At 52.1% G+C, this 26,034-nt stretch carries 17 protein-coding genes; 9 read left to right on the top strand and 8 right to left on the bottom strand.

Annotation, left to right across the window (positions count from 1 at the left end; all coding sequences use genetic code 11):
* Nucleotides 1-3: 3 nt before the first annotated feature.
* Both GEV38_RS03950 and GEV38_RS03945 read left to right on the top strand, forming a co-directional pair.
* On the top strand, nucleotides 4-1,278 hold the full coding sequence (locus tag GEV38_RS03950) for an MFS transporter (protein ID WP_054572292.1): 1,275 nt from the start codon (nucleotides 4-6) through the stop codon (nucleotides 1,276-1,278).
* A 76-nt stretch (nucleotides 1,279-1,354) separates the two neighbouring features.
* Nucleotides 1,355-2,608, top strand: a complete 1,254-nt coding sequence (locus GEV38_RS03945; RefSeq protein ID WP_054572291.1) for an arsenic transporter — start codon at nucleotides 1,355-1,357, stop codon at nucleotides 2,606-2,608.
* 185 nt (nucleotides 2,609-2,793) lie between these two features.
* On the opposite strand, the gene GEV38_RS03940 is transcribed toward GEV38_RS03945, so the two are convergent.
* Nucleotides 2,794-3,684, bottom strand: coding sequence for a LysR substrate-binding domain-containing protein (locus GEV38_RS03940; RefSeq protein WP_015268872.1), 891 nt, complete (start codon nucleotides 3,682-3,684; stop codon nucleotides 2,794-2,796).
* A 109-nt stretch (nucleotides 3,685-3,793) separates the two neighbouring features.
* On the opposite strand from GEV38_RS03940, the gene GEV38_RS03935 reads away from it, so the two are divergent.
* Nucleotides 3,794-5,332 carry an MFS transporter gene (locus GEV38_RS03935; RefSeq protein ID WP_054572290.1) on the top strand — a complete coding sequence of 513 codons (1,539 nt, stop codon included), beginning with the start codon at nucleotides 3,794-3,796 and terminating at the stop codon, nucleotides 5,330-5,332.
* A gap of 658 nt (nucleotides 5,333-5,990) precedes the next feature.
* Here GEV38_RS03935 and GEV38_RS03930 read toward each other — a convergent pair.
* Nucleotides 5,991-6,218: a hypothetical protein gene (locus GEV38_RS03930; protein WP_015268870.1), complete on the bottom strand. Its 228-nt coding sequence runs from the start codon at nucleotides 6,216-6,218 to the stop codon at nucleotides 5,991-5,993.
* A 632-nt stretch (nucleotides 6,219-6,850) separates the two neighbouring features.
* Here GEV38_RS03930 and GEV38_RS03925 point away from each other — a divergent pair.
* The 3 genes from GEV38_RS03925 (at nucleotide 6,851) to GEV38_RS03915 (ending at nucleotide 11,923) form a co-directional block, all read left to right on the top strand.
* The gene (locus tag GEV38_RS03925; RefSeq protein ID WP_054572322.1) at nucleotides 6,851-7,621 is read left to right on the top strand and encodes an NYN domain-containing protein; all 771 of its coding nucleotides are present in this window, start codon (nucleotides 6,851-6,853) and stop codon (nucleotides 7,619-7,621) included.
* A 712-nt stretch (nucleotides 7,622-8,333) separates the two neighbouring features.
* Nucleotides 8,334-9,824, top strand: a complete 1,491-nt coding sequence (locus GEV38_RS03920) for a 5'-methylthioadenosine/S-adenosylhomocysteine nucleosidase (protein ID WP_150124433.1) — start codon at nucleotides 8,334-8,336, stop codon at nucleotides 9,822-9,824.
* 809 nt (nucleotides 9,825-10,633) lie between these two features.
* Nucleotides 10,634-11,923, top strand: a complete 1,290-nt coding sequence (locus GEV38_RS03915) for a hypothetical protein (protein WP_054572289.1) — start codon at nucleotides 10,634-10,636, stop codon at nucleotides 11,921-11,923.
* A gap of 7 nt (nucleotides 11,924-11,930) precedes the next feature.
* Here GEV38_RS03915 and GEV38_RS03910 read toward each other — a convergent pair whose 3' ends face one another.
* Nucleotides 11,931-12,146 carry a hypothetical protein gene (locus tag GEV38_RS03910; RefSeq protein WP_150124434.1) on the bottom strand — a complete coding sequence of 72 codons (216 nt, stop codon included), beginning with the start codon at nucleotides 12,144-12,146 and terminating at the stop codon, nucleotides 11,931-11,933.
* A 59-nt stretch (nucleotides 12,147-12,205) separates the two neighbouring features.
* Here GEV38_RS03910 and GEV38_RS03905 point away from each other — a divergent pair, with 59 nt between their 5' ends.
* On the top strand, nucleotides 12,206-13,267 hold the full coding sequence (locus GEV38_RS03905; RefSeq protein WP_054572288.1) for a hypothetical protein: 1,062 nt from the start codon (nucleotides 12,206-12,208) through the stop codon (nucleotides 13,265-13,267).
* Nucleotides 13,268-13,740: 473 nt separating this feature from the next.
* Here GEV38_RS03905 and GEV38_RS03900 read toward each other — a convergent pair whose 3' ends face one another.
* The 3 genes from GEV38_RS03900 to GEV38_RS27565 form a co-directional block, all read right to left on the bottom strand.
* Entirely contained in the window at nucleotides 13,741-15,648 is a 1,908-nt protein-coding gene (locus tag GEV38_RS03900; protein ID WP_152976797.1) for a hypothetical protein, read from the bottom strand.
* Between the two features lie 336 nt (nucleotides 15,649-15,984).
* On the bottom strand, nucleotides 15,985-17,367 hold the full coding sequence (locus tag GEV38_RS03895) for an SIR2 family protein (protein WP_081013932.1): 1,383 nt from the start codon (nucleotides 17,365-17,367) through the stop codon (nucleotides 15,985-15,987).
* 776 nt (nucleotides 17,368-18,143) lie between these two features.
* Nucleotides 18,144-18,437, bottom strand: a complete 294-nt coding sequence (locus GEV38_RS27565; protein WP_239688263.1) for a hypothetical protein — start codon at nucleotides 18,435-18,437, stop codon at nucleotides 18,144-18,146.
* Between the two features lie 1,023 nt (nucleotides 18,438-19,460).
* Here GEV38_RS27565 and GEV38_RS03885 point away from each other — a divergent pair.
* Together GEV38_RS03885 and GEV38_RS03880 are read left to right on the top strand one after the other, a co-directional pair.
* A complete protein-coding gene (locus GEV38_RS03885) occupies nucleotides 19,461-21,467 on the top strand; it encodes an ATP-binding domain-containing protein (RefSeq protein ID WP_173895574.1) in 2,007 nt (668 codons plus the stop codon).
* Between the two features lie 6 nt (nucleotides 21,468-21,473).
* On the top strand, nucleotides 21,474-22,115 hold the full coding sequence (locus tag GEV38_RS03880; RefSeq protein WP_099593652.1) for a hypothetical protein: 642 nt from the start codon (nucleotides 21,474-21,476) through the stop codon (nucleotides 22,113-22,115).
* A gap of 143 nt (nucleotides 22,116-22,258) precedes the next feature.
* On the opposite strand, the gene GEV38_RS03875 is transcribed toward GEV38_RS03880, so the two are convergent.
* Entirely contained in the window at nucleotides 22,259-22,777 is a 519-nt protein-coding gene (locus GEV38_RS03875; RefSeq protein WP_173895566.1) for a hypothetical protein, read from the bottom strand.
* Between the two features lie 934 nt (nucleotides 22,778-23,711).
* Complete coding sequence (locus tag GEV38_RS03870; RefSeq protein ID WP_225521601.1) at nucleotides 23,712-25,571, bottom strand: hypothetical protein; 1,860 nt, start codon at nucleotides 25,569-25,571, stop codon at nucleotides 23,712-23,714.
* Nucleotides 25,572-26,034 lie beyond the last annotated feature (463 nt).

The raw sequence follows: 26,034 nt of genomic DNA, 5'->3' as shown, positions 1-26,034 counted from the left end.
TCTATGCACCCGGCAACACCTTCCATACCCCCGGCGCATGCCAGCTCACGGCGCTGGCTGTCCGGCCTCAACTTCTTCCTGGCCGATGTCCGTGACGGCCTGGGCCCCTTCCTTGGTGTGTTTCTGGCCAGCCACGGCTGGCGAGCCGATGACATTGGCTACGTGATGGCCGCCAGCGGCATCGCAGGCATGTTGGCGACCACGCCGATGGGCGCGTGGATCGACGCCTCGCGCCACAAGCGACTGCTTCTGGCAAGCGGCGCAATTGCACTCATTCTCGCCACGGCAGCGCTATGGACGGCGCCAACGTTCGGCGTCGCCGTCGCCTCTCAAGTGGTGACGGGTGTTGTGGGTGCGTTGATGGGCGCCGGCATCATGGGCATCACCTTGGGCATCGTTGATCAGAAAGACTTGTCTCGGCAGCTCGGCATCAACGAAGCCTGGAACCATGCCGGCAACGTGGTAGCGGCTGCCTTGGCCGGGCTGGCAGGCTACCGCTGGGGGCTGTCAGCCGTATTCGTCTTGATGGCCCTGATGGCGTGCGCGGCTCTTGCCTGCTTGCGCAAGATCGATCCACATGACATCGATCATGAGCGTGCCCGCGGTGGTGACCTCACTGGCAACCAGCCTGCGCAAGGTAGCAGCCCCTCGCCTTCCATGGTGCGGGTTTTGACGCACTCGCGCGAGCTGGGCCTGCTCGCGATCACCATGCTGCTGTTCCACCTTGGCAATGCCGCGATGCTGCCCTTGCTGGCACAGTCGGTTGTCACGCGTGGGCTGGCCGACCCCAGCGTGTTCACGGCATCCACCGTCATCGTCGCGCAGCTGGTCATGATCCCCGTGGCGCTTTGGGCCGGGCGGCATGCCTCTCGGCACGGGTATCGGGCACTGATCCTTGCCGCCCTCCTGGCCTTGCCCTTGCGCGGGCTGATCGCCGGTTGCTGGGAGTCCCCGTGGGCCCTGATTCCGGTACAGGCCCTTGATGGAATCGGGGCAGGCCTGCTGGGTGTCGCCTTGCCTGGGCTTGTCGCTTCCATCCTGCGCGGCACTGGGCACATCAATGCAGGGCTTGGTGCAGTGATGACGATACAGGGAATAGGCGCGGCCATGAGCCACGCACTCGCCGGCTGGATCGCGCAACATTTCGGCTATGGCACGGCCTTCGTTGTTCTCGGTATCGTGGCTGCAATCGGGCTACTCACCTATCAGGCAGGCCTTAGGAAGGGACACCCAAGCCGGCAATTGCCAGCTCAGCCAAATAACGTTGACACGATATAGCGTGCTGCACGCCATCCTCCAAAGGCTGGCACCCGGCCAAGCCGCGCCAACTCATTCATTCACCTGAGTAAACTGCATGCCTGTATTTGATCCATCCTCGCTCATCTGGGCCGTCGCCGCCGTTGCGACCGGTGGGGTAATCCTGCGCCCCTGGCGGGTGCCGGAATATGTCTGGGCAGTCGGCGCCGCTGTATTGCTGACCGCGTTTGGCCTGGTGCCACTACCCACGGCCCTCGGCGCTGTCGCCGAGGGTGGCGATGTTTACCTGTTTCTGATCGGTATGATGGTGCTGGCCGAACTGGCACGCCAGGAAGGGCTGTTCGACTGGCTGGCCATGTACGCGGTGCAGCATGCCCGCGGCTCCGGCCAGCGCCTGTTCGACCTGGTATTCCTGGTGGGGGTACTGGTAACGGTGTTCCTCTCCAACGATGCCACCGCGGTGGTGCTTACCCCAGCGGTGTACGCCGCATGCAGGGCGGCCAAGGCCGAGCCGCTGCCTTATCTGTTCATCTGTGCCTTCATCGCCAATGCCGCCAGCTTTGTGCTGCCCATTTCCAACCCGGCCAACCTGGTAGTGTTCGGCAGCCAGATGCCGCCGTTGCTGGATTGGCTGCGGCAGTTCACCTTGCCGTCGCTTGCGGCCATCGGCCTGACCTACCTGGTGCTGCGGCTGGCCCAGCGCAAACAGATACGCCAGCCCCTGGCAACGACTATCGACATGCAACCGCTGTCCAGCGGTGCACGCTTGTGCGCGCTGGGTATCGTGCTGACAGGCGCCCTGTTGCTGCTGACTTCCGCCCTGGACCGGCAGCTTGGCTTGCCCACCTTCTGCGCCGGCATCGCCACGGCCGGGCTGATCCACCTGCGCCAACGGCGCAACCCGATGCCGGTGCTCAAAGGTGTGGCATGGGGCGTACTGCCGTTGGTCGCGGGCCTGTTCGTGCTGGTGGAAGCGGTGGCACAGACGGGTGTGATCGAGCACCTGGCCCATGGTTTGGCCGCGCTGGCGCGCAGCTCCGAGACCCAGGCGAGCTGGGGCGCCGGCGTGGTCGCGGCTATCGCCGGCAACCTGATGAACAACCTGCCGACCGGCCTGATCGCAGGTTCCGTTGGCCATATTGTCGATTTACCCGCGAAAACCACTGCGGCGCTGCTGATTGGCGTCGACCTCGGGCCGAACCTGTCGATTACCGGCTCCCTGGCCACTTTGCTCTGGCTGGTTGCCGTTCGCCGTGAAGGCGAACACGTCGGTGCCTTGGACTTCCTGCGCCTGGGGGCGCTGGTAATGCCGCCTGCCTTGATCGGGGCGTTGGGGTTGCTTCATTTGTGAAGCGCTCGCAAGCGGTACGCGTACCGTGTGGGAGCGGGCGTGCCTGCGAAGAATCCAACGCGATGCCTGGCACCGGCTGCGCCGGTGTTCACGGCGGTTCGACGCCTCGACACGCCCGCTCCCACTAGGTCACTGCCAACTCAATGAGTTATGTGTTGTGGAGATCGTTGGAGGCGCCGGGCAATTTACGCCTTGAACAAACGCTCGGCGATGAAGTCGACGAACACTCGGATCTTCGGCGACAGGTGGCGGCTCGATTGCCACAGCGCCCAGAACTGGCCCTGGTCGGAGGTATGCGCATCAAGCAGGCTTTCCAGTGCGCCAGTCCTGACCGATTCACGTACCAGAAAGTCCGGCATGTAGGCGATACCATGGCCGTCCACCGCAGCCATCAGCATTGCCTCCATGTTGTTCAGCGTCAGCACCGTGGGTAAGCGCAACTGGGTAATCTCGGGATCAGCGCCGAGGCTCCAGTCCATGATCTTGCCGGTCGTGACAAAGCGATAGCGCAGGCAGTCGTGTCGCTCCAGGTCGGCTAGCGTCTGGGGCCGCCCCTTGCGTGCCAGGTAGGTAGGCGCTGCGCACAGGACAAAGCGGAACGGCCCGAGCTTGCGCGACATCAATTTTGAATCGGCTAGCCCACCACTGCGGATCACCACATCGAAGCCATCGTCGATCAGGTCGACGAGGTGGTCGTTGAAGTCCATTTCCAGTTCGATTTCAGGGTATGCCTTGCGAAAAGCCGGCATCAACGGCAGCAGAAAACGGTAGCCGATGGTCGGGAGGCTGACCCGCAAGCGACCACGCGGGGCCTGTATCGCATGGGACAGCATGGCCTCCGCATCCTGGAGGTCGTCGAGGATGCGCCGGCAGCGCTCATAGAACAGCTGGCCTTCCGCCGTCAGGCTGACCTTGCGCGTACTGCGCTGGAACAGCCGCACCTTCAGCGAACTTTCCAGGCGGGCAACGTTCTTGCCGACCGCCGATGCGGAAATACCCATCGCCCGCGCCGCGCTGACAAAGCTCAACGACTCGGCGGTTTTCACGAAGGCGAGGATGCCGTTCAAGCTCTCCATGGCATTACTTCCTTTTTGTCCATTATGAGTGGAGTTACAGCCTGTTTATCCAGCATTGCGGCCACTATAGATTTAACGCACCCGGTGCTACAACAGGAGGGATAGCGCAATGGATCAGGCTACTGATCACACCCCGCACGCGGGCCGTTACTATGTTCTGGCAGCCATCTGCCTGGCCGCCCTGGTGCTGCCGCTGAGTTTCACCGGTGGCGCCGTGGCCACGCCTGCCATCGGCAAGGCCTTCGATGCCGAACCGTTCTCGCTTACCTGGATCACCAACGCCTTCATGCTCAGTTTCGGCAGCCTGCTGATGGCAGCCGGAACCCTGTCGGACATTTACGGGCGAAAGCGCCTGTTCACGCTGGGCCTGGCCCTGTTCGTCATCGTCAGCATCCTGCTGGCGAGCGTCTACAGCATCGTCTGGCTTGATGCCTTGCGGGCGGTGCAAGGCGTTGCCGCCGCCGCTGCCCTGGCCAGCGGTTCCGCCGCCTTGGCCCAAGAGTTCGAGGACCAGGCCCGCACGCGCGCGTTCAGCCTGCTTGGCACCACGTTCGGGCTGGGCCTGGCGTTCGGGCCGATGGTCAGCGGCCTGCTGATCGAACAGTTCGGCTGGCGCTCGATCTTCGTCAGCACCGCGGCCCTTGCTGCGATCTCGCTGCTGGCGGCGTTGTCACGGATGCGCGAAAGTTTTAACCCCGAAGCGCCCAAGCTGGACCTGCCCGGTGTGCTTGCTTTCTCGAGCATGCTCGCACTGTTTACCACTGCGATCATCCTGGGGCCGCAGGCCGGCTGGCGCTCCCCGCTGATACTGGGCCTGTTCGGCGGCGCGGCACTGAGCTTGCTGGCGTTCGTGACCATCGAGCTGCGCGCCAGGCAGCCGATGCTCGAGCTGAGCCTGCTGAAATACCCGCGCTTTGTCGGGGTGCAGATTCTGCCGATCGGCACCTGTTATTGCTACATCGTGCTGATCGTACTGCTTCCGTTTCGCTTGATCGGCGTAGAAGGCATCGCCCCGATGCAAAGCGGCCTGATCATGCTGGCACTGTCGGCGCCGATGCTGGTGGTCCCGCTGCTGGCCGCCTGGTTGACCCGCTGGGTAAGTGCTGGCGTGCTGTCGGCTGCAGGCTTCCTGGTGGCGGCCGCGGGGTTGTACCTGTTGGCCCATGCCGCTATTGGCGATTACCAGCAACTGGTGCTGGCAATGCTGGTTATTGGTATCGGCACCGGTGTCCCTTGGGGCCTGATGGACGGGCTGGCGGTTAGCGTGATCCCCAAAGAGCAGGCAGGCATGGCCGCCGGCATCTTCAACACCACCCGGGTAGCGGGCGAAGGTGTCGCCCTGGCGATCACCATCGCCCTGCTCACCGCGTTGGTAGGTAACAGTCTTAGGCGCGTACTGCCTGCCGGCGATTACAGCGAACTGGCGCAGCGCCTGGTGATGGGCGACCTGGGCCAGGTTCAGGGCGTCGATCCGTTGCTGCTGCAGGCCGCGTATCTAGACGGCTTCGGCACCTTGGTTCTGGTGCTGATCGGGTTCACCGTGTTGTCGGCTGGAGCGGCGTTCTTCTTGCTTGGTCAAGACGAGCAGGCAAGGCGTGCCAAAGCGCCTCACAGCAGCCTGCCAGCCTCCGATTCGGTGCGGGGCTGACGACGGCATGGCGATTACACGCAACAACGGGATCTTGCCTAACGCTCAGGGGTCTGGACATTTCGCTCCATGACCTTCCCACCCTGTTCACTGGCCAAACGGCTGATGATCCGGGTCACCTGATGGAGACCGGCCGTGTTGCGAAAGCTCAGGCGCGGGTTGTGTTCACACTCCGGCATTTCGCCGTGCTGGAGGGACTAACGTGGTCCCTGTAGGAGCTGGCTTGCCTGCGATGGGCTGCGCAGCAGCCCCATAACCCTACCCGACAGGAATACACCACCAGGAGGCCTTTAGCAGAGGGCCAGCCGCAAGGGTGATATCTGGCCCGCCGCTCATCAATGATCCTGCCTAACTAACAGGGTCCTGCCCGTTTCGCTCCATCACCTTCCCACACTGCTCACTGGCCAAACGGCTGATGATCCGGATCGCCTGGTGGATACCGGCAGTGTTGCGAAAACTCAGGTGGAGGTTGTGTTCGCACTCCAGCATTTCGCCGTGCTGGCGGGACTAGCGCGGTCCCTGTAGGAGCTGGCTTGCCTGCGAAGGGCTGCGCAGCAGCCCCATAACCCTACCCGACAGGAATAAACCACCAGGAGGCTATTAGCAGAAGGCCAGCCGCAAGCGTGATATCCGGCCCGCCGCTCATCAATGATCCTGCCTAACTAACAGGGTCCTGCCCGTTTCGCTCCATCACCTTCCCACACTGCTCACTGGCCAAACGGCTGATGATCCGGATCGCCTGATGGATACCGGCCGTGTTACGAAAACTCAGGTGTGGGTTGTGTTCGCACTCCAGCATTTCGTCGTGCTGGACCAGGGCTTCGCCTAGCAGTTCGAGGGTCCAGGCGTAGCTTTGGATGGTGGATAGGCGTTCTTGGTCAGTCATGGCGTGACTCCCTTGTTGCAGAGACAGAGCGAGATTGACTGGAAGTGAGATCGCTGAGGGCCGTCGAGGAACGACGGTGGAGAACGGATGCGAGGATCTTGGATGGACTCGGGATAAGCATGCATGACACTCCAAGTTTTAGTTGGAGCTGCCACGATCCTTCCTACGGGATTGGGTGGCAGCTGTGTATGGGGTAGGAATACCGGGAAACTTGGAAACCCGGCCAGGCCGAAGCCTGCCCACACACAGCCGCCATGACACAGCACGGCAGGCACAAAAAAAGCGCCAGCTGTGGTGCAGGGGCGCCTAGTGCGTGCGCCAAGTTTACCAACGGGTTCCTACGCCCGGTCACGGAATTTTCCGCGACAGAGGAAATTTAGCCCTATACATCTCGGTCAAGCAAGTGTCGAAGTTGTAGGAAACGTCTCTGAATGATGTGCGAACAGCGTTGAACGTAACACTAAGTCCACATCCGATCATACGCACCAAAATACCCAATCAAACTTCGAATGCAGCGAACTAGGCTCAGCTGAAATTCCCAAGGTGAGATGAGGTGCACGATATGAACATTGAAAGTGCTGCCAGGGCAGTTGAGCTAGAGTTTGGTGACACAGGGACTGACGGGGGTAACCGTGGAGTCGAAACGGATAGCACTGCTGATTGACTGCGACAATGTGAGCCATGCTTCCATCGGAGGCGTACTCGATGAGCTGGCCAAGTACGGCATGGTCAACATCAGGCATGCACACGGGAACTGGAGTTCTCCTCTACTCGCTGGCTGGGTCGAGAAGATCCACCCGTTCGCCATCCGCCCCATGCAGCAATTCGCTTTCACCAAGGGCAAGAATGCCACTGACTCAGCGATGATCATTGATGCGATGGACTTGCTGTACAGCAAAAACGTCGATGCCTTTGCGCTCATGACAAGCGACAGCGACTTCACCCCGTTGGTGCTTCGGCTGCTGGAAAGCGGCTTGCCGGTTTACGGCTTTGGGGAGAAAAAGACACCGAAGCCTTTTGTAGATGCCTGCTCGCAGTTTATCTACACAGAGAACCTGCTTGGCGATGATCAGGAAAAAGTTGTTGAAGGCGAAGCGAAATGCAGTAAACGCACCCGAAACGAGCTACGCAGTGACACGGCGCTAGTGCGCTTGCTGAGAACGGCTGCTGAGAAGACCGCTGATGACACAGGTTGGTCGCGCCTCAGCCAGGTCGGTAATTTTATCCGCAACAACAGTTCGTTTTCAGCCGTGAACTACGGGCATCGGACCCTTAGCGATCTCATCCGAACGTCAGAGTTGTTCGAGATCGATATGCGGCAAGGTGGAACGGCGATGTTCATCAAAGCTGCTAGGAAATCGACCCCGGCAACGCACTCCCAAACTGAAGTATCCGTATCATGAGTTCGTGCTTCGGCTGCGGAGACAGACGGACGGTTGTTGGTCGGGAGGGCGCGGTTTTCGCGGGACTGGAATTTGATGGATTTTTTGATGTACCTCAAAGGGTATCTATAACCGAATCAGCTAGTTATGGCCTTCTGTGGAATCGAACTGGGAATTTTTGGCTACAGTGAGAGCTACGACCACCCACTTCAAATCCTAGATGTGTAACAGCAAAAAAGCCCCCTAGCGATCCTTGGCGGAGGACAACAATCGGCCAGAAGCGGCATGGAAAGGTTAGCGGTTGGATCGAATTTGCGGATGGAAAAGGTTTCTGCAACCCATCGCAGACAGTCTGCTTTATGGAAAATGCTTTGGTTTTCGATGGGCAGCCTTATGAAAAACTATTCTTATCTGCTATTGCGATCGTGTCCTGGGGAGCTGCACGTGCCTGCAGCGATTCACTGCACGCTTGCGCTTCCACACGGTACTTGAACACCACTACGGGCTGGTAATCAGTATTGGCAAAAGTGGCCCTGAGCGAGAGTAGACTGCCGCCACAACTATCCTATCTTTGAAAGATGAAATCTAATTTTGAGTTCTGCCGGCTGCTCTGCCGTCCCTTATATGGCACAATGAAGCTCCAAGGTGGTGCTTCTAAGCTTGCACCCTGTAACCGAGCACACCCCAACGAAAAAAACTCCATACAACAAACTTAATGCAGGATGCTCTCAACATGAACCAAATTTCAATTAATCTTCACAAAGCAGCACTAGACAACAACTACATACTACTACTGACATCTAACGAGAAAGAAAAAAAGGCCATTAACGAATTAATTGAAGATACGTGCAGCGCCAATTTAGCAGGCCCTAGTCGCGGATGCTATGTTGGCAAAATTGGAGATATGTTTGTTATTCACATAAGCGGAACTTGCGGAATCTCTCAAAAAGACTCGATAGCAAGAATAGCAGCTAGTTTTTTAGAAAAAGCCGAAAACCCCAAACCCAAACTTATTGCTCTGATAGGCTTTTGCTGGGGAGACCCTCAAAAAGTAAAAATCGGGCAGACTCTCATCTGCACTACAATACACTCAATAAACAAACAAATTTCGACGCCAGAAAGGATTGAGTACAAATCAACCATCTTCAACAGCCCTCTCTCCGTTAGCATTGATAGCTTATACGAGGCCATTGAAGGCGGCTCGACATTTAAATTCTCATCTATGGTAAGTTTGGAAACGCTGCTCACAAGCACTACGGAAAGAGATAATATTATTGATCAGTTCCCTACGGTGGATGGGGGGGAAATGGAAGCATTCGGCCTTATACCATCAATTACGGGCATACCGTGGCTGATAGTAAAAACCGTCTCCGACTATGGCTGTGACTCATTTGAAAGAGACATGCAATCAGCTACAGCCAAAACCTCAGCAAATCTTGCACCCAAAATTCTCAATGCCATTTGCAATACCAATAATTTTTATTTTTCGCAGTCTAGCAACGAGTGCTTAGCTTTACTTGATGCGATGCTTGGGAATAGCATTACATTTTACCTCTCCGATTTTAACTCAGACAACCTCAATGACATATTAAATGACAAGTACGGCCCAATTATTCAACACAAACTTTCCTCATATTGTTCGGAAGATGAATACGACACTGAATTCTCGTTCACAATGTGCGACTTATTGCTAGAACTGGTACAAAATGCATTCAAACACAATGGATCAACAAAGCTAACCCTTACATTCAACCAGACCTCAATTATTTTGAGCGGGGACAACAATGCATATGATGCAACACAGATACCTGGCAACAAAGGTGGGGCGCAAGCTTGGGGGACCTTCAATAAAAACTACATAGCACCAGGCAATGCTTTATATGAAGCAAAAAATAAAAACCATAAATTTTCACTTTTAAAAATAAATACCAAACTTCGAGAGACAAAAATTAGCTGCACTGCCAAAATCAAAAGCTCTACAATTGGAAGCTCATTCCACTCCGAATCTGGAGTTTTGGTTTTTGACACTAGCTGCAATTCAATATACGTGGACTCCAGTAGAGTCTATATGAGATCACGAGCGCTTTCGATAGTTGCAGATATACAAAAATGGCTCTCCAAAGGCCTTGTAATATACTTGACATGTAGAACCCAGGAAGAAGTTCGACGTTATAAAGAGTATTTGGCCGACGACACAGGCCGCCTGAGAGTATTTGTTAGTTAAGCTTACCAAGCGTGCACGTTTATATTCAATCTAACTTGATGTGAAAGTGTCAAATTTCGAATGTGGCACTTCACGAAATCAAGTCGAGAAAATACAAAAGTGGACAGATTAATTTTTACTACAAAAAATGGACGATTTTATTTTCTCGAACTTCAGAGGAAGAAGCAGTCTGTTCGCTATTCGACTTTCTTCAATTTAAGCCCGGGCAAGCTTCGCATGCTGCAAATGAAGTAACCATAACGAAAAAAACGCCAGAAGGCGGGTTTACGGGGGTTCCAGAGATTTTGGTAGCCCTCACTGGAACCTGAACTGGTGGGGAGACAGACGGACGGTTGTTGGTCGTGAGGGCACGGTTTTCGCGGGGCTGGAATTTGGTGGATTTCTAGCCGTACCTCATAGGTTAGCTATAAAAAATCAGCTGATTATGGCTTTCAGTGGAATCGAATCGAGACTTGCGAAGGATCCAGTGAGAGCTATGTACACCCTCATCAAATGCTAGGTGAGGCCCGGCAGAATACGACCCATAACTGTCCTTCGCGAAGGGCAGCAATCGGCCATAAGCAGCCGCTCATAGGTGTCTAGAAAACTCGGGAACATTCACTGTGATTCATTGCTGCTACCGGTCCCTAGTGCGATCATGCCCGTATACTAAACTACCTATCCAACCCTCCGCATCCCGGTGCGGGCCAGACGGCCATTCATGCTGAGCCGTTTAATTTCTATGAACGCGTTATCCTCCCCTAATACAACGCCCCCCTTGGAATCAGCTCGGTTTTTCCGGGCGGGCAGCACTTCAGGACGAAGCTTACATGCGCATGTTTAAGGACATCCACCCACGCTGGCAACAACAGGCAAAGCGTTCTTCCCAACCATTGATCATCCTGTCGCCCTATATCACCCAGGACGTTGCATTGAGTCTGGTTAAAGGCAAGACAGGCGCGCGGATCTACACGTTGTTTGACACCAACGTCTTTGCTACCGGCGGTTCGGATCTGGAGGACATCGTCGAGTTGATGCAAAAACATGAGGTCTACCAGCTCGATGGGCTGCACGCCAAGCTGGTGACTGACAAAGACACCTTTGTCACGGTAGGCAGCCAGAACCTGACTCGAGGTGGAAAGCACAATCTCGAGCTCAGTGTTCACCTCAATGACGAACCGGCTCGCCGGCAGGCAATGGACATCGTTGAGCCCTGGCTGGATGATGCCGAGCGCATTACGCCAGAAATGGTCGCGGATATGAAGGTGGACATCGAGCGCTTGAAGGGCTTGTACAAAGAGTTCCAGAAACAATGTGCGGAGCACCAAAAGGATTTCGTTGACAAGTTCCGGCGACGCGCCCGACGTGAGCGCTTCGAAGCGCATGCGAAAAATCGAGCTGCGATCGCCAGTAAGCTCAAAAAAGTCTTGAGAGCGAGCATCACAAAAACTGCTCAGGTAAAGCGCATAGACCAGTCTTCTGTTCTTAAGACTGAAGATAAAGCCAATTTACTGGTCTGGGAACGGTTGAACGGAAAGGTTGAGGCAAGGTTAGATAAAGGTGACCGCTATTTGTGCTTCCTGGAGTCGAACGACTTTGGCTGGGCAAGGGTCGCTGGTCAACAAATCAGCCTGATTGGTCGAGGGATCACTTTCGAGCCGGGGGTATTCAACGCTTTCCCGAAGCTGTCTCTCCGGGTGTCCTCGGCTGCTAAGAGCTTGATCGGCCATCCAAACGGCACCAACCTCGTCGTGAGTTTGTGGTGGGGGAAATCGCACGTATGCACAGTGCCTGGCTCTTTCCAGCTTGATGACATCACTTTGTTTGAAGCCAAACGGCCGAAGCCAGCAAGGCCAAAAATCAAAGGACGCCCCGAACCCATTCAACCCGCACCAACCAAGCTTACAAGAGAAGTGATTACGTGGATCGCGGAGAACTCTCGCAGTTTTGAACTGCTTGTTCGCCGAAGCGTGACCGAGAGTTTCAACTACACGGCGGGGCACAAGCTGACGGGTGAAAGAGCCGCGAGGTTCTTTGGCAAACCAGGTAGTCGAGTCAAGATCCGACTGGCCAAGGTCAGGAACAACCCGGTCCTGCATGTCAGTCCGTTGCCCAGCTAAAATCTAATCATAGAGCTGCATGCACTGCCGGCTTGCCTGAAATGTCATTTAAACCTTTACTGGTATCTCTAATGGGAGAAATCATAACCGTGCTGACAGTCTGCTTCTGGATGGAATCTGAAGCGATAGTTCCGAATTTGTGCTCGTTTGCTTGAAGCACGCTGTAGTGACCGACTACAGAAAAGTCGATATGATTCACATGCTCTTGGGCGTGCAGCATCATGAGTGGCAGCCTAATCATTTGATCAAACCCGAAAAGCTGGCTAAATAAGGATATTAAAGATGAGAGACACCACGACCCTTCGCAGCTCATTGTTCAGGGAAGAGCTTTATCAATTAGAACTTGAATATTGCAACCATTACAAGCGTGACGATGCCGAAGCAAATAACGTTCGCAGCAAGATTAACTCCTTGATTTTGGAAAATTGTCCGAAATGGACCGAGTGGTCCCAAAGGGAAGTCCAATCAATTTTTCACATATATAATTCGATAAGTTTGTCGAGCAAGACCATACGAAAACTTGCTCATATGGATTTGGATGGATTGAGTGATATTACAACTACGTCTTTTGGTGATGCCATTAGCTACGTGAGTGGTATCGCTGACGTCGACCTCTCCAACGTGCAAGAAGTCCGGTTGGAGCGTTATGAGTGTGCTTATACTGAAGGTGAGTGCGTATCCTGCAATCAGGACAATCACCACATCTATTACTCTATCGATAGCAACCAGGTCAGCTCTGTCGATTTACTCTGCCACGAGCTGGGTCACGCAGCTGATTTTACTAATTCAAGGCAAGCTTCCGCAGATGACAACGCACTGTATCGCCATCAAAGTTTAGCTGAAGCTGTAGCATTTTATTGTCAGTTTCGTTATCTACAAGATCATGGCAATATAAAAAAAAGAACAGGAGCACTAGGCGCATTTCTATACACTTATTTGACTTACCTAATTTGCCGCTACTGTTTTGAGCAAAAAACCACACTAGATAAAGTGGTACCCGCCGAAGCTGTTGATGATGAAGTTTTCAGTTCTTTTTTTTCTGCCTACACCTCGCTGTTTGGCGCTGAGCAAGCAAGAGAGTTTCTAGCACAGAAAATCTATGAAACTCAGGCTAGATTCCAAGGCTTAGGAAACGTGATTCTCGAAGAATTAAATCCAAGGTTAGGCATCCCACTAGGGTTGGCGCTGCTTGAAATAGAAAATTTGGATTTAGCTCTCGTATCGCGCATGAATATTTTGAGCGACGAACTTAAACATATAATTAACTCAATAGACCATAGTCTAAATGACAAGCTATCGAACATGGATGCGCTCATCACCAAGTTTATAGAACAGGGGAAATAAGCGGAAAATTTCATTAATTCTATTCTAGGCAGCTCCTGCGCGGCAGCACAGGAGCTGTGTTTGAGTACATGTGGCATCAATGTTTGACATCCAACTACAACTGGCTGATAGAAATCAGCCTATTCGATCACGCGGATAAATTGTGGCAACCCTTCTTAGAGAATCTCGCTTAAGCGAGAAACCATACTGGTGCGGGCATCACCAGAAGTCGCAGATGCTGAGCACCAAAATTGGGATGTTCCTCCCAGAGCTTTAGGACCATTAGCGAAGCAGGGGTAGCACCAGATTGAATCGCCGTTCGGCAACCATTCAAGAAGACACTCTCTACGGTTGTGGTCAATCCGAGGGTTGAGGCGGACCTCAAAGCTTCAGATCGGAATCACCCTGAATATTTCAGGGTGAACTCGAACGTTCGTCTCTATGTTGAAATTACTGGGACTGACTGTCTACTATTGACCGAGTGTTGCCAGCCACTAATCGAGGACAGGGAAGAGAGGTGTCCACCTGAATCCCGAATCTCCCTCTTTCCAAAGGATAGGTAAAGTGGTTTTAGGTACGCTATATGGGAATACTAAAAGCCTCTGGAAGTCGGAATAGCCTAAAGAACTTTCCAGTCTGCGCTCTTCGTTCCAGCCCTTATCTATAGCGATTTTCTCAAGGATTGAATATCCCGCGTCAGAACAATATTCTTTTAGGTCATCCCTTTCAGCCTGACTTTCCCAAGGAACGGCGCTTGCAGAAGTAAAAGCTTTTGACTTTGAAGGTTCTGGAATGTCGTAAATAATCTCAAAATTAATCTTTCCGTCATGAAGCTTTGAGAGTTCGTCTTTCATACGGTTAATTGCAGTGTCACAGGCTAAACAGTAAGTAAATACTAGTGTCCGTTTACATACGTCTGCTTGCTGAGTTTTTGAAAGGGTATCGCAATGTTTGGTGTGATGAGGCTTTAAAACGCGTTCGCCCATTAATTCCTGCATAATGTGGATAGACTGCGTGCCGCTGAGGGTGCAGTCATCGACAAAATATATCCGATCTCCTGCCTCGGTTAGGCGTATCGCATGTGCCAAATCGTCAGCAAACACTATACCGGTTAATTCGGAGTGAGATATCAGATAGTTTATTATGGCAGTGCTGCCTGTTCGATCTCCCAATGGGGCAACAACTATTTTTCCATGAGATCTTGACTCGATACGTAACATATTCTCCATGGCTTCCCCAAGCTGCCAAAGAGGGTAAAATTTTAGATGATTCAGTAATTTTAATACCGCTCTTATTCTTCCAGTAGTTACAAATTGAGCGAGAAAGCGTTCAACACGCTCTACCGTGACTGGGATTCGATAGGAAGAAAAACGCTTAACCAACTCGACTACTGATCTTGTTTCTGTTGGAGTTAGCCCTTTCAATGCGCGCCTGCCGCCTGCAAGGTCGTTGTAAGCTAGTGCTTCTGACTCAATGCGCTCGACAATCCACATGAAAACTTGACCTGCGGTGATTAACCCCAAGCTACTACATGCATCGTATGCGTCGTACATTAGCGCATGCAAGTCAGTAAAGGTGTTATGGCTGAACCCATATTTTGGCGAGAAAGAGTCACTTTTGTTGTAAAAGCGCAGAAAAATATGTAGCGTTATTACAGAAAATAGTAAGCGCTCTCTAGGGTGAATATTTGCCCAGGTAGATACGCTTTGCTGTCTGAAGTAAACCAAATTATATGCTAATATTGCACTGGATAATCCGTGCGTCAGGATTTCAGCAGTAACCATATAAGCAAATAGAATATAGCTTTTAAATTCTGCTGAACCAGAAGTAATTGTTGCAGGTGGAAGAACTCTATTGATATTGTGGATGAGTTCTTCGAATTGCAACATTAAAGACTTTCGCTGATCATCATTCAGTGCCTCTGACCAATGATACAATGGTTGGATCAGTGCTGGGACTGCGATTGAAGCAAGTGATTGAGCATTCGCGTCTTTTCTGTTAATGCAACTTTTTGCGTAACCCTCAAACTTTCTAATGTGTTTTGATAGCAGCTCAAAATTAAAGTGGCTTTTTGGTAGTTGCATGAGAAAGCTGGCATGTGTCTCAATATCTTTTCCTGGACTTAAAAATTTTTCTGTTTTGAATATAGCTCGCGCGAGCTCTGACTTCTTTTTCTCTTGGTCTTTTTTGAATTTTTTAAAGCTATGAGTTCCACTGCCTTCTTGTTGTGCTGTTGCAGGGGAGTTGAAAAATATAGAGAAATCAAAGTTGAAATAGGTTCTTAAATCTAAAAATCGTTGGTCGCCTAGAATCTTCTCTTCGATGTCTAGTTCTTTATATTTTGTCGGAGGTGACGTTTTTTGCATAAGGAGTTGACCGTTATTGATGTATGCTCTGTCCATTTGGCTCGCAATTACTACTGAATGTCTTCGACTAAATCTGCTGCCTTCTATAAACATCTTGAGTTGGAATTGAGATAAGTATCACCTGCTGACGCGACACTGTTTGTGTCAACTGCGTTTGGATGTGAAATTTCCCCGCTTGGTGGCGAAGAGACATCATTTGGATTGAATTGCCCTTGCTGAATTAGGTGCCTTGAGCTCATTGTCATGAGGCGGTCGCCGTCGATTGCGATAGGCGCTACAACCCCACGACTAATCTCGACGATACAAAAACTAAAAGTACAAATCTCGTAATCCGAATTTTGTGAGAAATTAAGAAGACGCAGGCTTTGAATGCTAGGCCAAGCAACCTGGAGCCAATTTGAAGCTTTCGCCAGACTGAACCTTTCCAAGCAAGATGACAGCAGCTTCCGAGTATTTCCTAGTAAAGCTACTCTCCGACTTTCCGGTTTTTAATTTGAAGTGGTATGGGTTGTCGGAGTTTTTCATATCAAAACCTGTCATTTGCTCCAATATTTCAATTAGCTTGTGTGCACCATTCCAGCTACTAAATCCAAGCTTCTCCGCGACTAACTGAAGGGTGTAAGGATAATTGGCGTTCACACTGGCAGGCCCATCAAGAGATGTGATTCCCAAAATTTTGGCGAAGTTTTCATCACTCTCTACGGCATGTTCTAGCATGGAGAAATTTACTTCTACCTCTTTTGCCAGTGTATCCCTCCTCACTAGGTTGAAGGCCCGAGCCATTAATGCCCGAAGTAATTTCACGTTAATCTGCTCTAGGGTTCCATTATTTCCGAAAGCCTTAAACACCCACTCGAAGGAAGAAGCTGTAATGCTTTTCACGCGAATTGTCACATCTTCTCCGACGTTGATAATTCTTTCACGAGCTGGATAAGACGATTCATTTATGTCTTTATCCCACTCCAATATGTATATATTTGGAGTTAAAGCCTGGCTTGCTTTAAACATTCGAGTGACGTCATATAATATGCTTTTTATATTTTGATCTTCAGCTCGGTATCCAACAAATAGAAGAGGGTGCTCTGCGAAGTATGTGAGCAACTTTGCGCTCAAGTACTTTTTGTCTGCCTCAAAAACTTGATAGTCTTCTTCGGTCAACACAAGTGATAAAGGGTCAGAAATACATCCGTGTATCTTAAATATTTCGCCAACTGATAAGTAAGGTTTGCTCAGCACCTGCTGGCCTACAACGCGCTCGAAATCTGGAAAAATCAGCTCTAATAGCTGGTCGTAGTTGGTGGTGATGAGTGCGTGCGGACTCATGGCCTGTAGGGCAGCTATTTCAGCATCTAAATCATCTGTGCCATAGGAGCCAGCTTCGCTTGGTCCCATTCCATTAAGAATTGTTACAATTGTATGCTTTATAAAGATGTCAGAAGGGTATTCTTCAGAGAAGTACTCTGCAGGAAATTCATTTTTACCTTCAGTCCACGCCCACTCACGAAAGCAGTCAGAAAATATACTTCCAATTTCAACTAGACTTTTGTTCTTCTGCTTGTAGTAGGCTAAGTCTAAGCTGATGTTTGGGCATCTCGAAGCTAAGATTTTTAGCAGTTCCTCCCAGTTCGGCCCATTAGAGTATCTTTTTGAAAAGCCGGATCCGACAAATAAGATGGGCTGGCATGCGGCCTGGCCGAGAACGTTAAGTATGTCGGAAGTCACTTCATCTTGATATTGTTCGTAACTTAATGGCATATCCCTCGCTCCCCAATTTTCATCCGCATTTGCGTTTAGCAGGAAAAGTATTTCAAAGCAGCCTGCATGTTTTTACTTATAGCACAATAAGTTGCTCTGTCGCCAATGCCCATCAAAGGCAGTCGCGGGCCTTTCCCGTTGCTCACCTGCCATCCATTCCACTCCGTTTTCTGACCTTCGCTTAGCGCTTGAACTGCCATGATTCGCCTAGGCGATTGGTGAGTGGTTACATAGTCAGCAAATAGTAATAACGCTTCGAGTCGGAGTGCTGATTTAGGTGGTATTTTAGAATCACGCAAGGTTTTTTCTTTTCCACGGCTATGGATTGTCGCTATTGCAGCTCGGCAAAGACTGCTGTTGGATAGCCTCCGCCTGACGGAGATGGTGTTGGCGTGTGACCCGGTCAGAGCTTCGGCTAGGAACCGTTCCATACCAGATGGTTGGCTCATGCTCGACCGCCAATGTAAGTCGACACCACGTCGATACGGCCATGTCCCGGCTCTCAAATGCCAAAGCCATTGAAACGTTCCCCACGTCATCCCGCCAAGAATGCTGAGTGTTATCAGGGATCAAGGCCCCTGCGACCTGTGGGGATGTCCACTACGCGGGACTGGCGGCTCCTTACGTCCGGGAGCAAGGGCATCTCATGATCTGGCCTCCTGAACACCGTTACCGGTGGGCGGGTGGAGGCAGCACTGGCTGACGAGACCTGCGCCTGAAGATCCTGAGCCATGTGCAAGCAGCAATGCGATGACCGGGGCATGCCTGACTGTCAGTCAGGTGCAGTCCATTCCTTGGTCTGCGGCACCATCATCTACAGCGCTGTTGCTGGTGACATCGGCGTTTGTCACGCCGATTGTCACGAGGGGGAATGCCGCAAAGCCTTGTGCGATCAGGGCTGCAGCAGTGGTAGAAGTGCCCGTCTCTTTCCAGAAGAATGAGACGGGCACAGGTTGGCGCAATAGTTGGCCAAGTGGATAGGTTGCTGCAGGACCGCAAAGAAAAGAGGAGCGTCCGGCACACGAAAGCGGTGTACTGGAATCGGCGTCCATCACATGGGTCGGGAACATGCGAGCTATCAGCTTGGGGAGATCCGCCAAAAATCATTGCCGTGGTTTTCAGGGCTCGTACCATAGGGTCGCTGGTGAAAATTGCATTGGCACTGTTCTTTCTACGCGCCTACGGCGAGTCAGCATCTCGGTGCATGGCACGGGCTTCGCCCGTGTTCGCGGGCACGCCCGCTCCCACAGGGATCACGCCATCCATTTTCGTATTGAGCACGACAGTTGCCTTTTCAGGTATGGCATGCCCCCTTGGCCTGAGGCTATCCCTGGAGGACTGGGTTATCCGGGAAGAAAGCACCTCAGTGAATGGCACCGGCTTCGCCGGTGTTCGCGGGTGAACCCGCTCCCACAGGGTAATGCGGAGTGTCTGCTGGCTATGGTGACCAGGCAGGCCATCTGAGATATCTCTAACCGGTGAAAACACTATCTAAAAGAATTTTGCCCAACACCCCGAAAACACGGGGCGAAAGCCAAATGCCAGCCATCCATTATCTTGAAACCCGTGCAACCGGAAGTGAAAAGCAGCTAACCATTCACTCGGCCAAAATGCAGGGCAGAAGGTAGCCTGATCAGCCAAAAACAGAATGTGGCAGAAACAAAAATGCCCGCACAAGGCGGGCATTTTTGGAGGAGCCGAAGCCAGGAAAACCTGCATCGTGCCAACAAGATCTGGTGCCGGAGACAGGAGTCGAATCAGCTAGCTCAACGCCAGAGAATCAGGCGTTGAATTCAGTTTGAATATGCAAAAAGGCACTCATCTAGGTACTCAGCTCGGGCTCGGGCTCGTCTTCACAAGGGAATGCGATTGAGGGCTACCTTCGGCGCTCTCAGCGGTAGGACAAAGGACAAAGCATCCTCACGGTGATATCCGAGCTGGTGAGCCTGTAGGTAGAGCTGAGACACCGCCGGTAACAGCTGCTTTCCTTGCCGGTGGCCCAAGGTTGGGCCATCATCCGTTCACGACCTAGCTTGAGTACTCAGTAAAAAGCACCACCCCTCGCTCAAGCGCCATCCAGAACAGAGAAAAATATGAGCAGTTATATCTTCAGTAGCATTGAGGCAAGCGCAGAAATTGAAGGTTTTCTGCATGAGCTGGCCGATTGGTGCGCACAAAAATTCGTACAGTGCTACATCATCGACAAGCCACTGATTGAAGTCAAAGGCAACTACGAATCAGACAAATGTTTCGCCATATTAATCCCAAAACGAAAGATCGTATTCGCAAGTTGCAGCACAGACGAAAACACCCTATCAGAATATGCCGATGATTTCGTTGAGGATATTGGCTACATCTCAACAAAATTCAACTACAAAGAAAAAATCGGTCGACCGAAGCGCTGGCAAAATGTTTTAACCTCTCAGAAGCCAAACGCCGAAAATCTATCAATAGCAGAATACCTTGAAGCGTCGGAACTAGACAATCCAGAAGAACAACGCCTTTCAGAATTGCTTGTTTCATTAGCCACCGGCAGCATTAACGACATCGAACGTGTCGGTGTAGAAGTACCTGAAAATGACCTCGATCGAATTAAGCGTAATATTTTGCTTTTCGATGGAGATCAGACTCGCTTCGTATATCAAGACTTGAAACAAAAAGAAGTCCGCATACAAGGTCTCTCAGGGACCGGCAAAACTGAGTTACTGCTTCACAAGCTTAAAGAGCTCTACGTTGCCGATGACAGTTCCAAAATTGCTGTCACGTGCCACAACAAAATTCTTGCCGCTAACCTTCGAGCAAGAATCCCGAAGTTCTTTAACTTCATGAAGGTTGAGCAGCAGATTGAATGGAACCATAGGCTTCTTTGTGTTCATGCATGGGGTTCATCTGGCCAGCCATATTCCGGCGCATACGCAGCTATTTGCAGCGCGTACGATATCCCCTGCCACCCCTGGTCACGCTCCATGGATTTTGACCGAGCTTGCTCACTGTCTTTAGAAGCACTGAAAGCGAAAGGTGGAACGGACGGAGTATATGCGTTCGATTACATGCTGATCGATGAAAGTCAAGATTTCCCCGAGAGTTTCTTTGTGCTATGCGAACTGGCAACAAAAAACTCTCTATTCATAGCCGGCGACATATTCCAAAGCATTTTCGACGAAAGAAAAAACGCCGGAGCTAAGGCGGAATTTACACTTAGCAAGTGCTACCGCACGGCACCCACTACGCTTATGTTCGCACAGGCGCTAGCTATGGGATACTTCGAAGACCGGAAACTTAACTGGCTAGACAACGACGATTTAGATGCTTGCGGCTACCAAAACCATACCGATCCGCACACGGGAGAGCTAATTCTCAAGCGCGAGCCTATCAGCAGATTTGAAGACATATCTCAAGAAAGCAGAAGCGTAGACTTAATTCGCTTAAATGGAGAGTATCGTCAGCAAAGCTGCCTGCAAATCATAGAATGCATAAGAGATATAAAAAGACAGTACCCCAACGTAACTGCAAATGATGTCGGTATTATCATGATCGACAAAGGAAAAGCAATTTACGAAATGTCTGACATGCTTGCTCAGATCATACCTAGAGAAGTCGGCTGGCCTGTTAACAAAGCCTATGAATCTGGTAATCCAAGCAAAGATGGAGAGCTTTTCCTCAGCAACACTAACCATGTGAAGGGCTTAGAGTTCCCATTTGTAATCTGCGTAACCTCCCACCTCTCGGAGTCATTCAATCATCGAAATGCACTCTACATGGCAATTACGAGGTCCTTCCTTAAGACGTATTTTTTAGTCCCGAATGGGGCTATGAATCAAACGCTCGACAGGATTCAGGAAGGTCTAGAAAAGATCTCCGAAAGCGGTGTATTGAGAGTCATGCCGCCACCAGCTGAAGAACAAGATCGAATTAGAGCCTCCGTCAAATGGCATGGCAGACTTAAATCTTTCGATGATCTCGCGTTAGACATTCTCACAGAACTGGGCACACCTGAATCTCAAGTCGCTCGTTATCTCAGTGCAATGAAGTCTCTCCTCGATCCTGATGCATCTAAAGTCGAGATCCACAAGCTTGCCCGTAAGCTTACGTCGGAATAGCTCGGCATGACGGTAAATATTTTCAAAGTGGACCAATATCAGACTGAAGCTTTCACTAAGGCCATACGCAGCAGGTTTGATATTTTGAGACTATGGATGGACTCAATAAAAGTAATCATCAACTACTTTCCACCGCATGAAGCTATTACTGCCGCAGAAATCCACATCCACAACTCCAGAATGAGTAGACTATTTTACTCCAGCGGCCCTAAAACTTTTTCCGTAGCCTTTCCATTTAGGGTTGAAGCCGATGCAGGCTCATTTACCGTAAAAACCATCTCCGGCATTGATATTGATAGTAGGCTATCCTCAGAAATACTACTGATAGCATCACTTCTGAAAAATAATGGCTTGATCAATGAGTGGACTCTAGCGGAACATTTCGAAAGCCAGGGTGGGGCTTCAAATGACTTTTGGCCTGTTCTGGCCGAGCTACTTGATGCAGAAGACGGATATCTGCGCTTCGACCATGACCCCGACAGACGAGATGGGCACAAACACCCCTTAGACCATGCCGACCTTTTTTATACCAATGGAGCCAGCTTCAAAATTGGACTGCATGAAAAAATTGCACTTGATGAAATTATAGACATACTCAACCGGGAAACAGACTGCCACTATCTTGGCCGAGTGACAGAGCGAAAATAGCGGACTTTAGCGCATCACTCGAAAATCCCAAATGGCTCGCGGCTTCTGCCCGCTCTCAAGCGAACTGCAACACGATTGGTTTGTTACACGGAGGGAGCGCCAAGGCGCTCCCCCTTATCTCTGGCAGCCCGATGTTTAGCCAATCATAGGGCGACGCTATCTTTTCTCAAACAAGCACCGGACTCCCCGACCTTGCTTGCAGCTCTCAGACTGGCTAAAAAATCTCGTTCGATGACCTTCCCGTCTCGAACGCTAGTGAAAGTCGCTTTTTTCATCCAGAGATGATCTTTTCTGCTCTTGTTAGGCACGACGGTGAGCATGATTTCCACTGCCGGGCTTCCTGAAAACACTCCGGAAACTTCAGGTTTATTGAACCGGAAAGTCAGCTCATTATCGTCTGTTGCAGTCACGCTCTGTTCGCTGGTGAGAGGAGCTCCCAGCTTCGCAGCGATTGGGAATCTGGCCGAGTACAAAGCTTTACCGTCGTGGACCTGTTTGGTGATATCCAGAAGATATTGCTCGCGATCCGAGGCGCTAGTAGGGGGCGCGCACTCCTCTCCCTCCGCAACGAAGTATTTCCCCTCAAAGGCGTAATCGCTCTGCCAGCACCCGGCAAGGGAGGCGGATGCCACAGCCAGCATCACCAGTTTCCATTTTTTCACACAGCACACTCCTTGATAACAATTTGCCATTATCACCTCTCCCCCTGTCTTGAGCCACCAGACGCGCCTAAGGCGTTGAGCTCCTTCACAAAAAGCTGGGCACGAAACTCGTCAAGGCTCAACAAGGCTGGCATCCAGTAGAGTCGGATGACTGGCCCTTCCGATGCCACAAATACCCGTCGTCTCACCGCCAGCCTCCAACTCCAGGAAGGAAACATTGCAGATAGAACGGCAAGATCCTTCATATCGGCATACATCATGGTTTGCCCTCGTCATTCCCTTCCCGGAGCTCAATCCACTCGGCAATGGCCCATAACCCCACGCCCAAAATTGCCAATCCGATTACCAGCCATGGAGGTACTAAGCGATTCGTTCCCAGCAAATACCCTCCCCCAGCGCATACAACCGTGATCAAAAGAGTCTTCATGCTCATCTCCTCTCCCAGTAGAGGGGGAAGCAAAACACCACTTGGCATGGTGTCATCGGGCCACGGAAAAAAATGCTCACTACCCCAAGTGGGAATCGAGGAGTTCGTGGCGGATCTCATAGGTAAGCCGGGGTGTATCAACAGTCCCCCAAAGCACGAGAGGGTGCGCCGATGATTCTCAGTGGTTTTTCGGAGATTTTCGCTGGGTAGTCACTGGTGTGGCGCAGGCTTGATTGGGTCTGGCGACGCCATGCCAATGGCAGGGCGAAGAACCAGTGACTCATCTCAGAGGAGCCTTAAAGGTGAGTCACTGGAACGGCAGTTGCGAGCTTGTGCGGCCAACTGCTTCGGCAACGCAAAAGCGGTGCCCCCAATTGAGTTGTTAGGGCGCCGCGAATGCATCTGTTGGTTTCTTTCGGAAATGGAGGGCTTGTACAGATGAGCCCCGCAAAAAGCGACGTCATCACCTGTACCAGGGCGGTCAGCGCCGCCCCCCTTGCCCGAACTCTAACGTCCGGCTTTCGGTGGGTTTAGCGATCTCACACCAGGGCTACCGGGCCGAAATGTGGGAATCGAGCTAGGCCCAACCGGATTGGCTGACGGTGGCATGGATGGAGGGGTTTCGTTGCCCGACTGAGTTTTAGAGCCACGCCTGCGCCCAGTCGAGGCCGCTCCCGCTATGCTAGCAATTCGGGAGCCCATCATGGCAAACCCAACCGCTTTCATACCTAGGCGTCCTACATCGCTGGCAGTTGCCACAGCGCCGGACAGGCTACCAGCCAACCCCCCCAACGATACACCTAGCATACTCGAAGTGATCCAGGTGGAAATGCCCAGTGATACAGCTGCAATAGCTGACATCAACCCACGAAGACCGTCATAGTCCGCTCCGACGCCTGACCACCCACTAGCAGCCCCCGCTTGGGCAACCGCAACAGCAGCCACCGTCTGGGACACCGCAACAGTGATCATCTGTGCGGTCATGACGGAGATGACCGGCAGCATCAGCAGCGACAGCCAATTGGTCAACATCCTACCGCCCCTGAGAGGCGCGAGCATCAAGAAGAACGGCGCGAGGAGTAACACAATCCAAAACAACCAGGCTGACATGATCACATAACCAGGTAACAGCGTTTGCAGATCAAGCCACCCGCTAAAGTTCTTCCACATCTGAGCCGCGGCTAAGAAGCTTCCAGCAACCTCACTATCCCCACGAGAGAGGCCCGCCGTTTTCTGCAATGAACCAGCCATGAATCGCTGCCAAGCTGTCGCTGTACTGACAGCCCCCACCTCAGCGCTTACTCTCTGCCCACCTGCTATAACCGCACCCGACTCGCGCAACGCCTGATACGCCTGCTCAGCGCCCATCTGGGCAATTTTGTATGCCTCGATGCAACTGGTGGGTCGAAACATTATTCCTTGATCGTCGCCGACGATAGCCGACTCCTGCCCTGGCACTGTGCTGATCGACAAGTAAGACGGCGTAGCTTGAGATTCCCCTGCAAGCTTGGCGGCCCAATGCGCTTGCGTTGGCAGGGCATAGCGGTCCCCCATGAACGGCCCGGCAGATTCAAGAGCACGAATACCGGCCTCACGACGCGACTGGATAGCTCTCTGGTCAAGCACCTGACCCAGACTAGCTCGGGCAGCCCCGCCGCCTAACAGATAAGCTCCCCAACCTCCATTTTCTTCGGCTGAACCGAACACATATGTCCACGCGCCGCCAATAGCGGTGCGTGCTTGTGCTATCACGCCGACTTCTTCATCCGGTATCCCCAAGCCACCACCGCCGAGCAGCCCTATAGACTGCAAAGCTTCGACTTTGGCCGCGTGCTCGGGACCGGCAAGCTCCGCCGGCGCCGGGGCACAACTAGCGTTGTAATCTCTAATCAACCGAGCCAAATCACTGCCGGCAAACACTTCGGCTGATCGACCTACCATGTTGTCAATCGCGGACTGCGCGGGGACGATTGTCCCTGCCACTGTTTGATCACTAAGAACCTGATCAAAAGCCTGTCTGTAGATTTTGTGAATCGTCATCACGAAACTGAGCGGCACCGCCTGAGCCTCAACCAACCGGACCGTTGCTCCGCTTGGAAGGGTTACGGTCACCGGTCTCATTCCGTACGCTACAACCAGGAAAATCATAATTCCGGACAACAACGTTCGCGCCGCGCCCTGTCCCACGCGCAATGCAACAAGCAGCATCCACCCAAAACCAACCGCAACGATAAGCGCGTTGCTGGTTTCGTTGAATGCAACAAATAGCGGCTCGGTGGCAGTCAGGATCGTCAACGCAACGTTTTCCCACAGCCCGAATACCCAATTGAATCCGGCGAAATCCTCAGCCGTGCCAATGCTCATCATGCCGCCCGCCGACAGATGATCCAACTACGCAGAGCCAAGGCACACCGGACAGCCCAAAGGAATACCCACAGGACACCGAAGACCACGCCCAACAGAATGAAATACTGCGCAGTCGGAGCGGCTAAGAGGCTTCCGGTGAGCTGGACCGCATCATATTGGGCGAGTACGAGTTGCCCGTATGGTGGAAAAATTGATGCGGCGATCAGATGCAGAACGCAAAGAACGGGGCCTAGGAGCAATCCCAGCCGACCCGCCCACCTGGTAAGGAATGGCATACGCACCTGAACCCAGTCCAAAAAAATCGCGAATTTCATCGTCACATCACTCCAGTGATAAAGGATACGTATCGATCCTATGAATCCACTGGCTTCGGTTCTACCGAACCCTATGTAGTTACTGCTACTGGTTCTGCTCGCGCCCCGTGCCCGCTATGTAACGCTCGTAAACGTCGCGCTACATAGCG

This window comes from Pseudomonas sp. 13159349 (genome assembly GCF_013305685.1).
Classification (GTDB): domain Bacteria; phylum Pseudomonadota; class Gammaproteobacteria; order Pseudomonadales; family Pseudomonadaceae; genus Aquipseudomonas; species Aquipseudomonas asiatica.
This window is presented reverse-complemented; position numbering and strand designations above follow the sequence as displayed.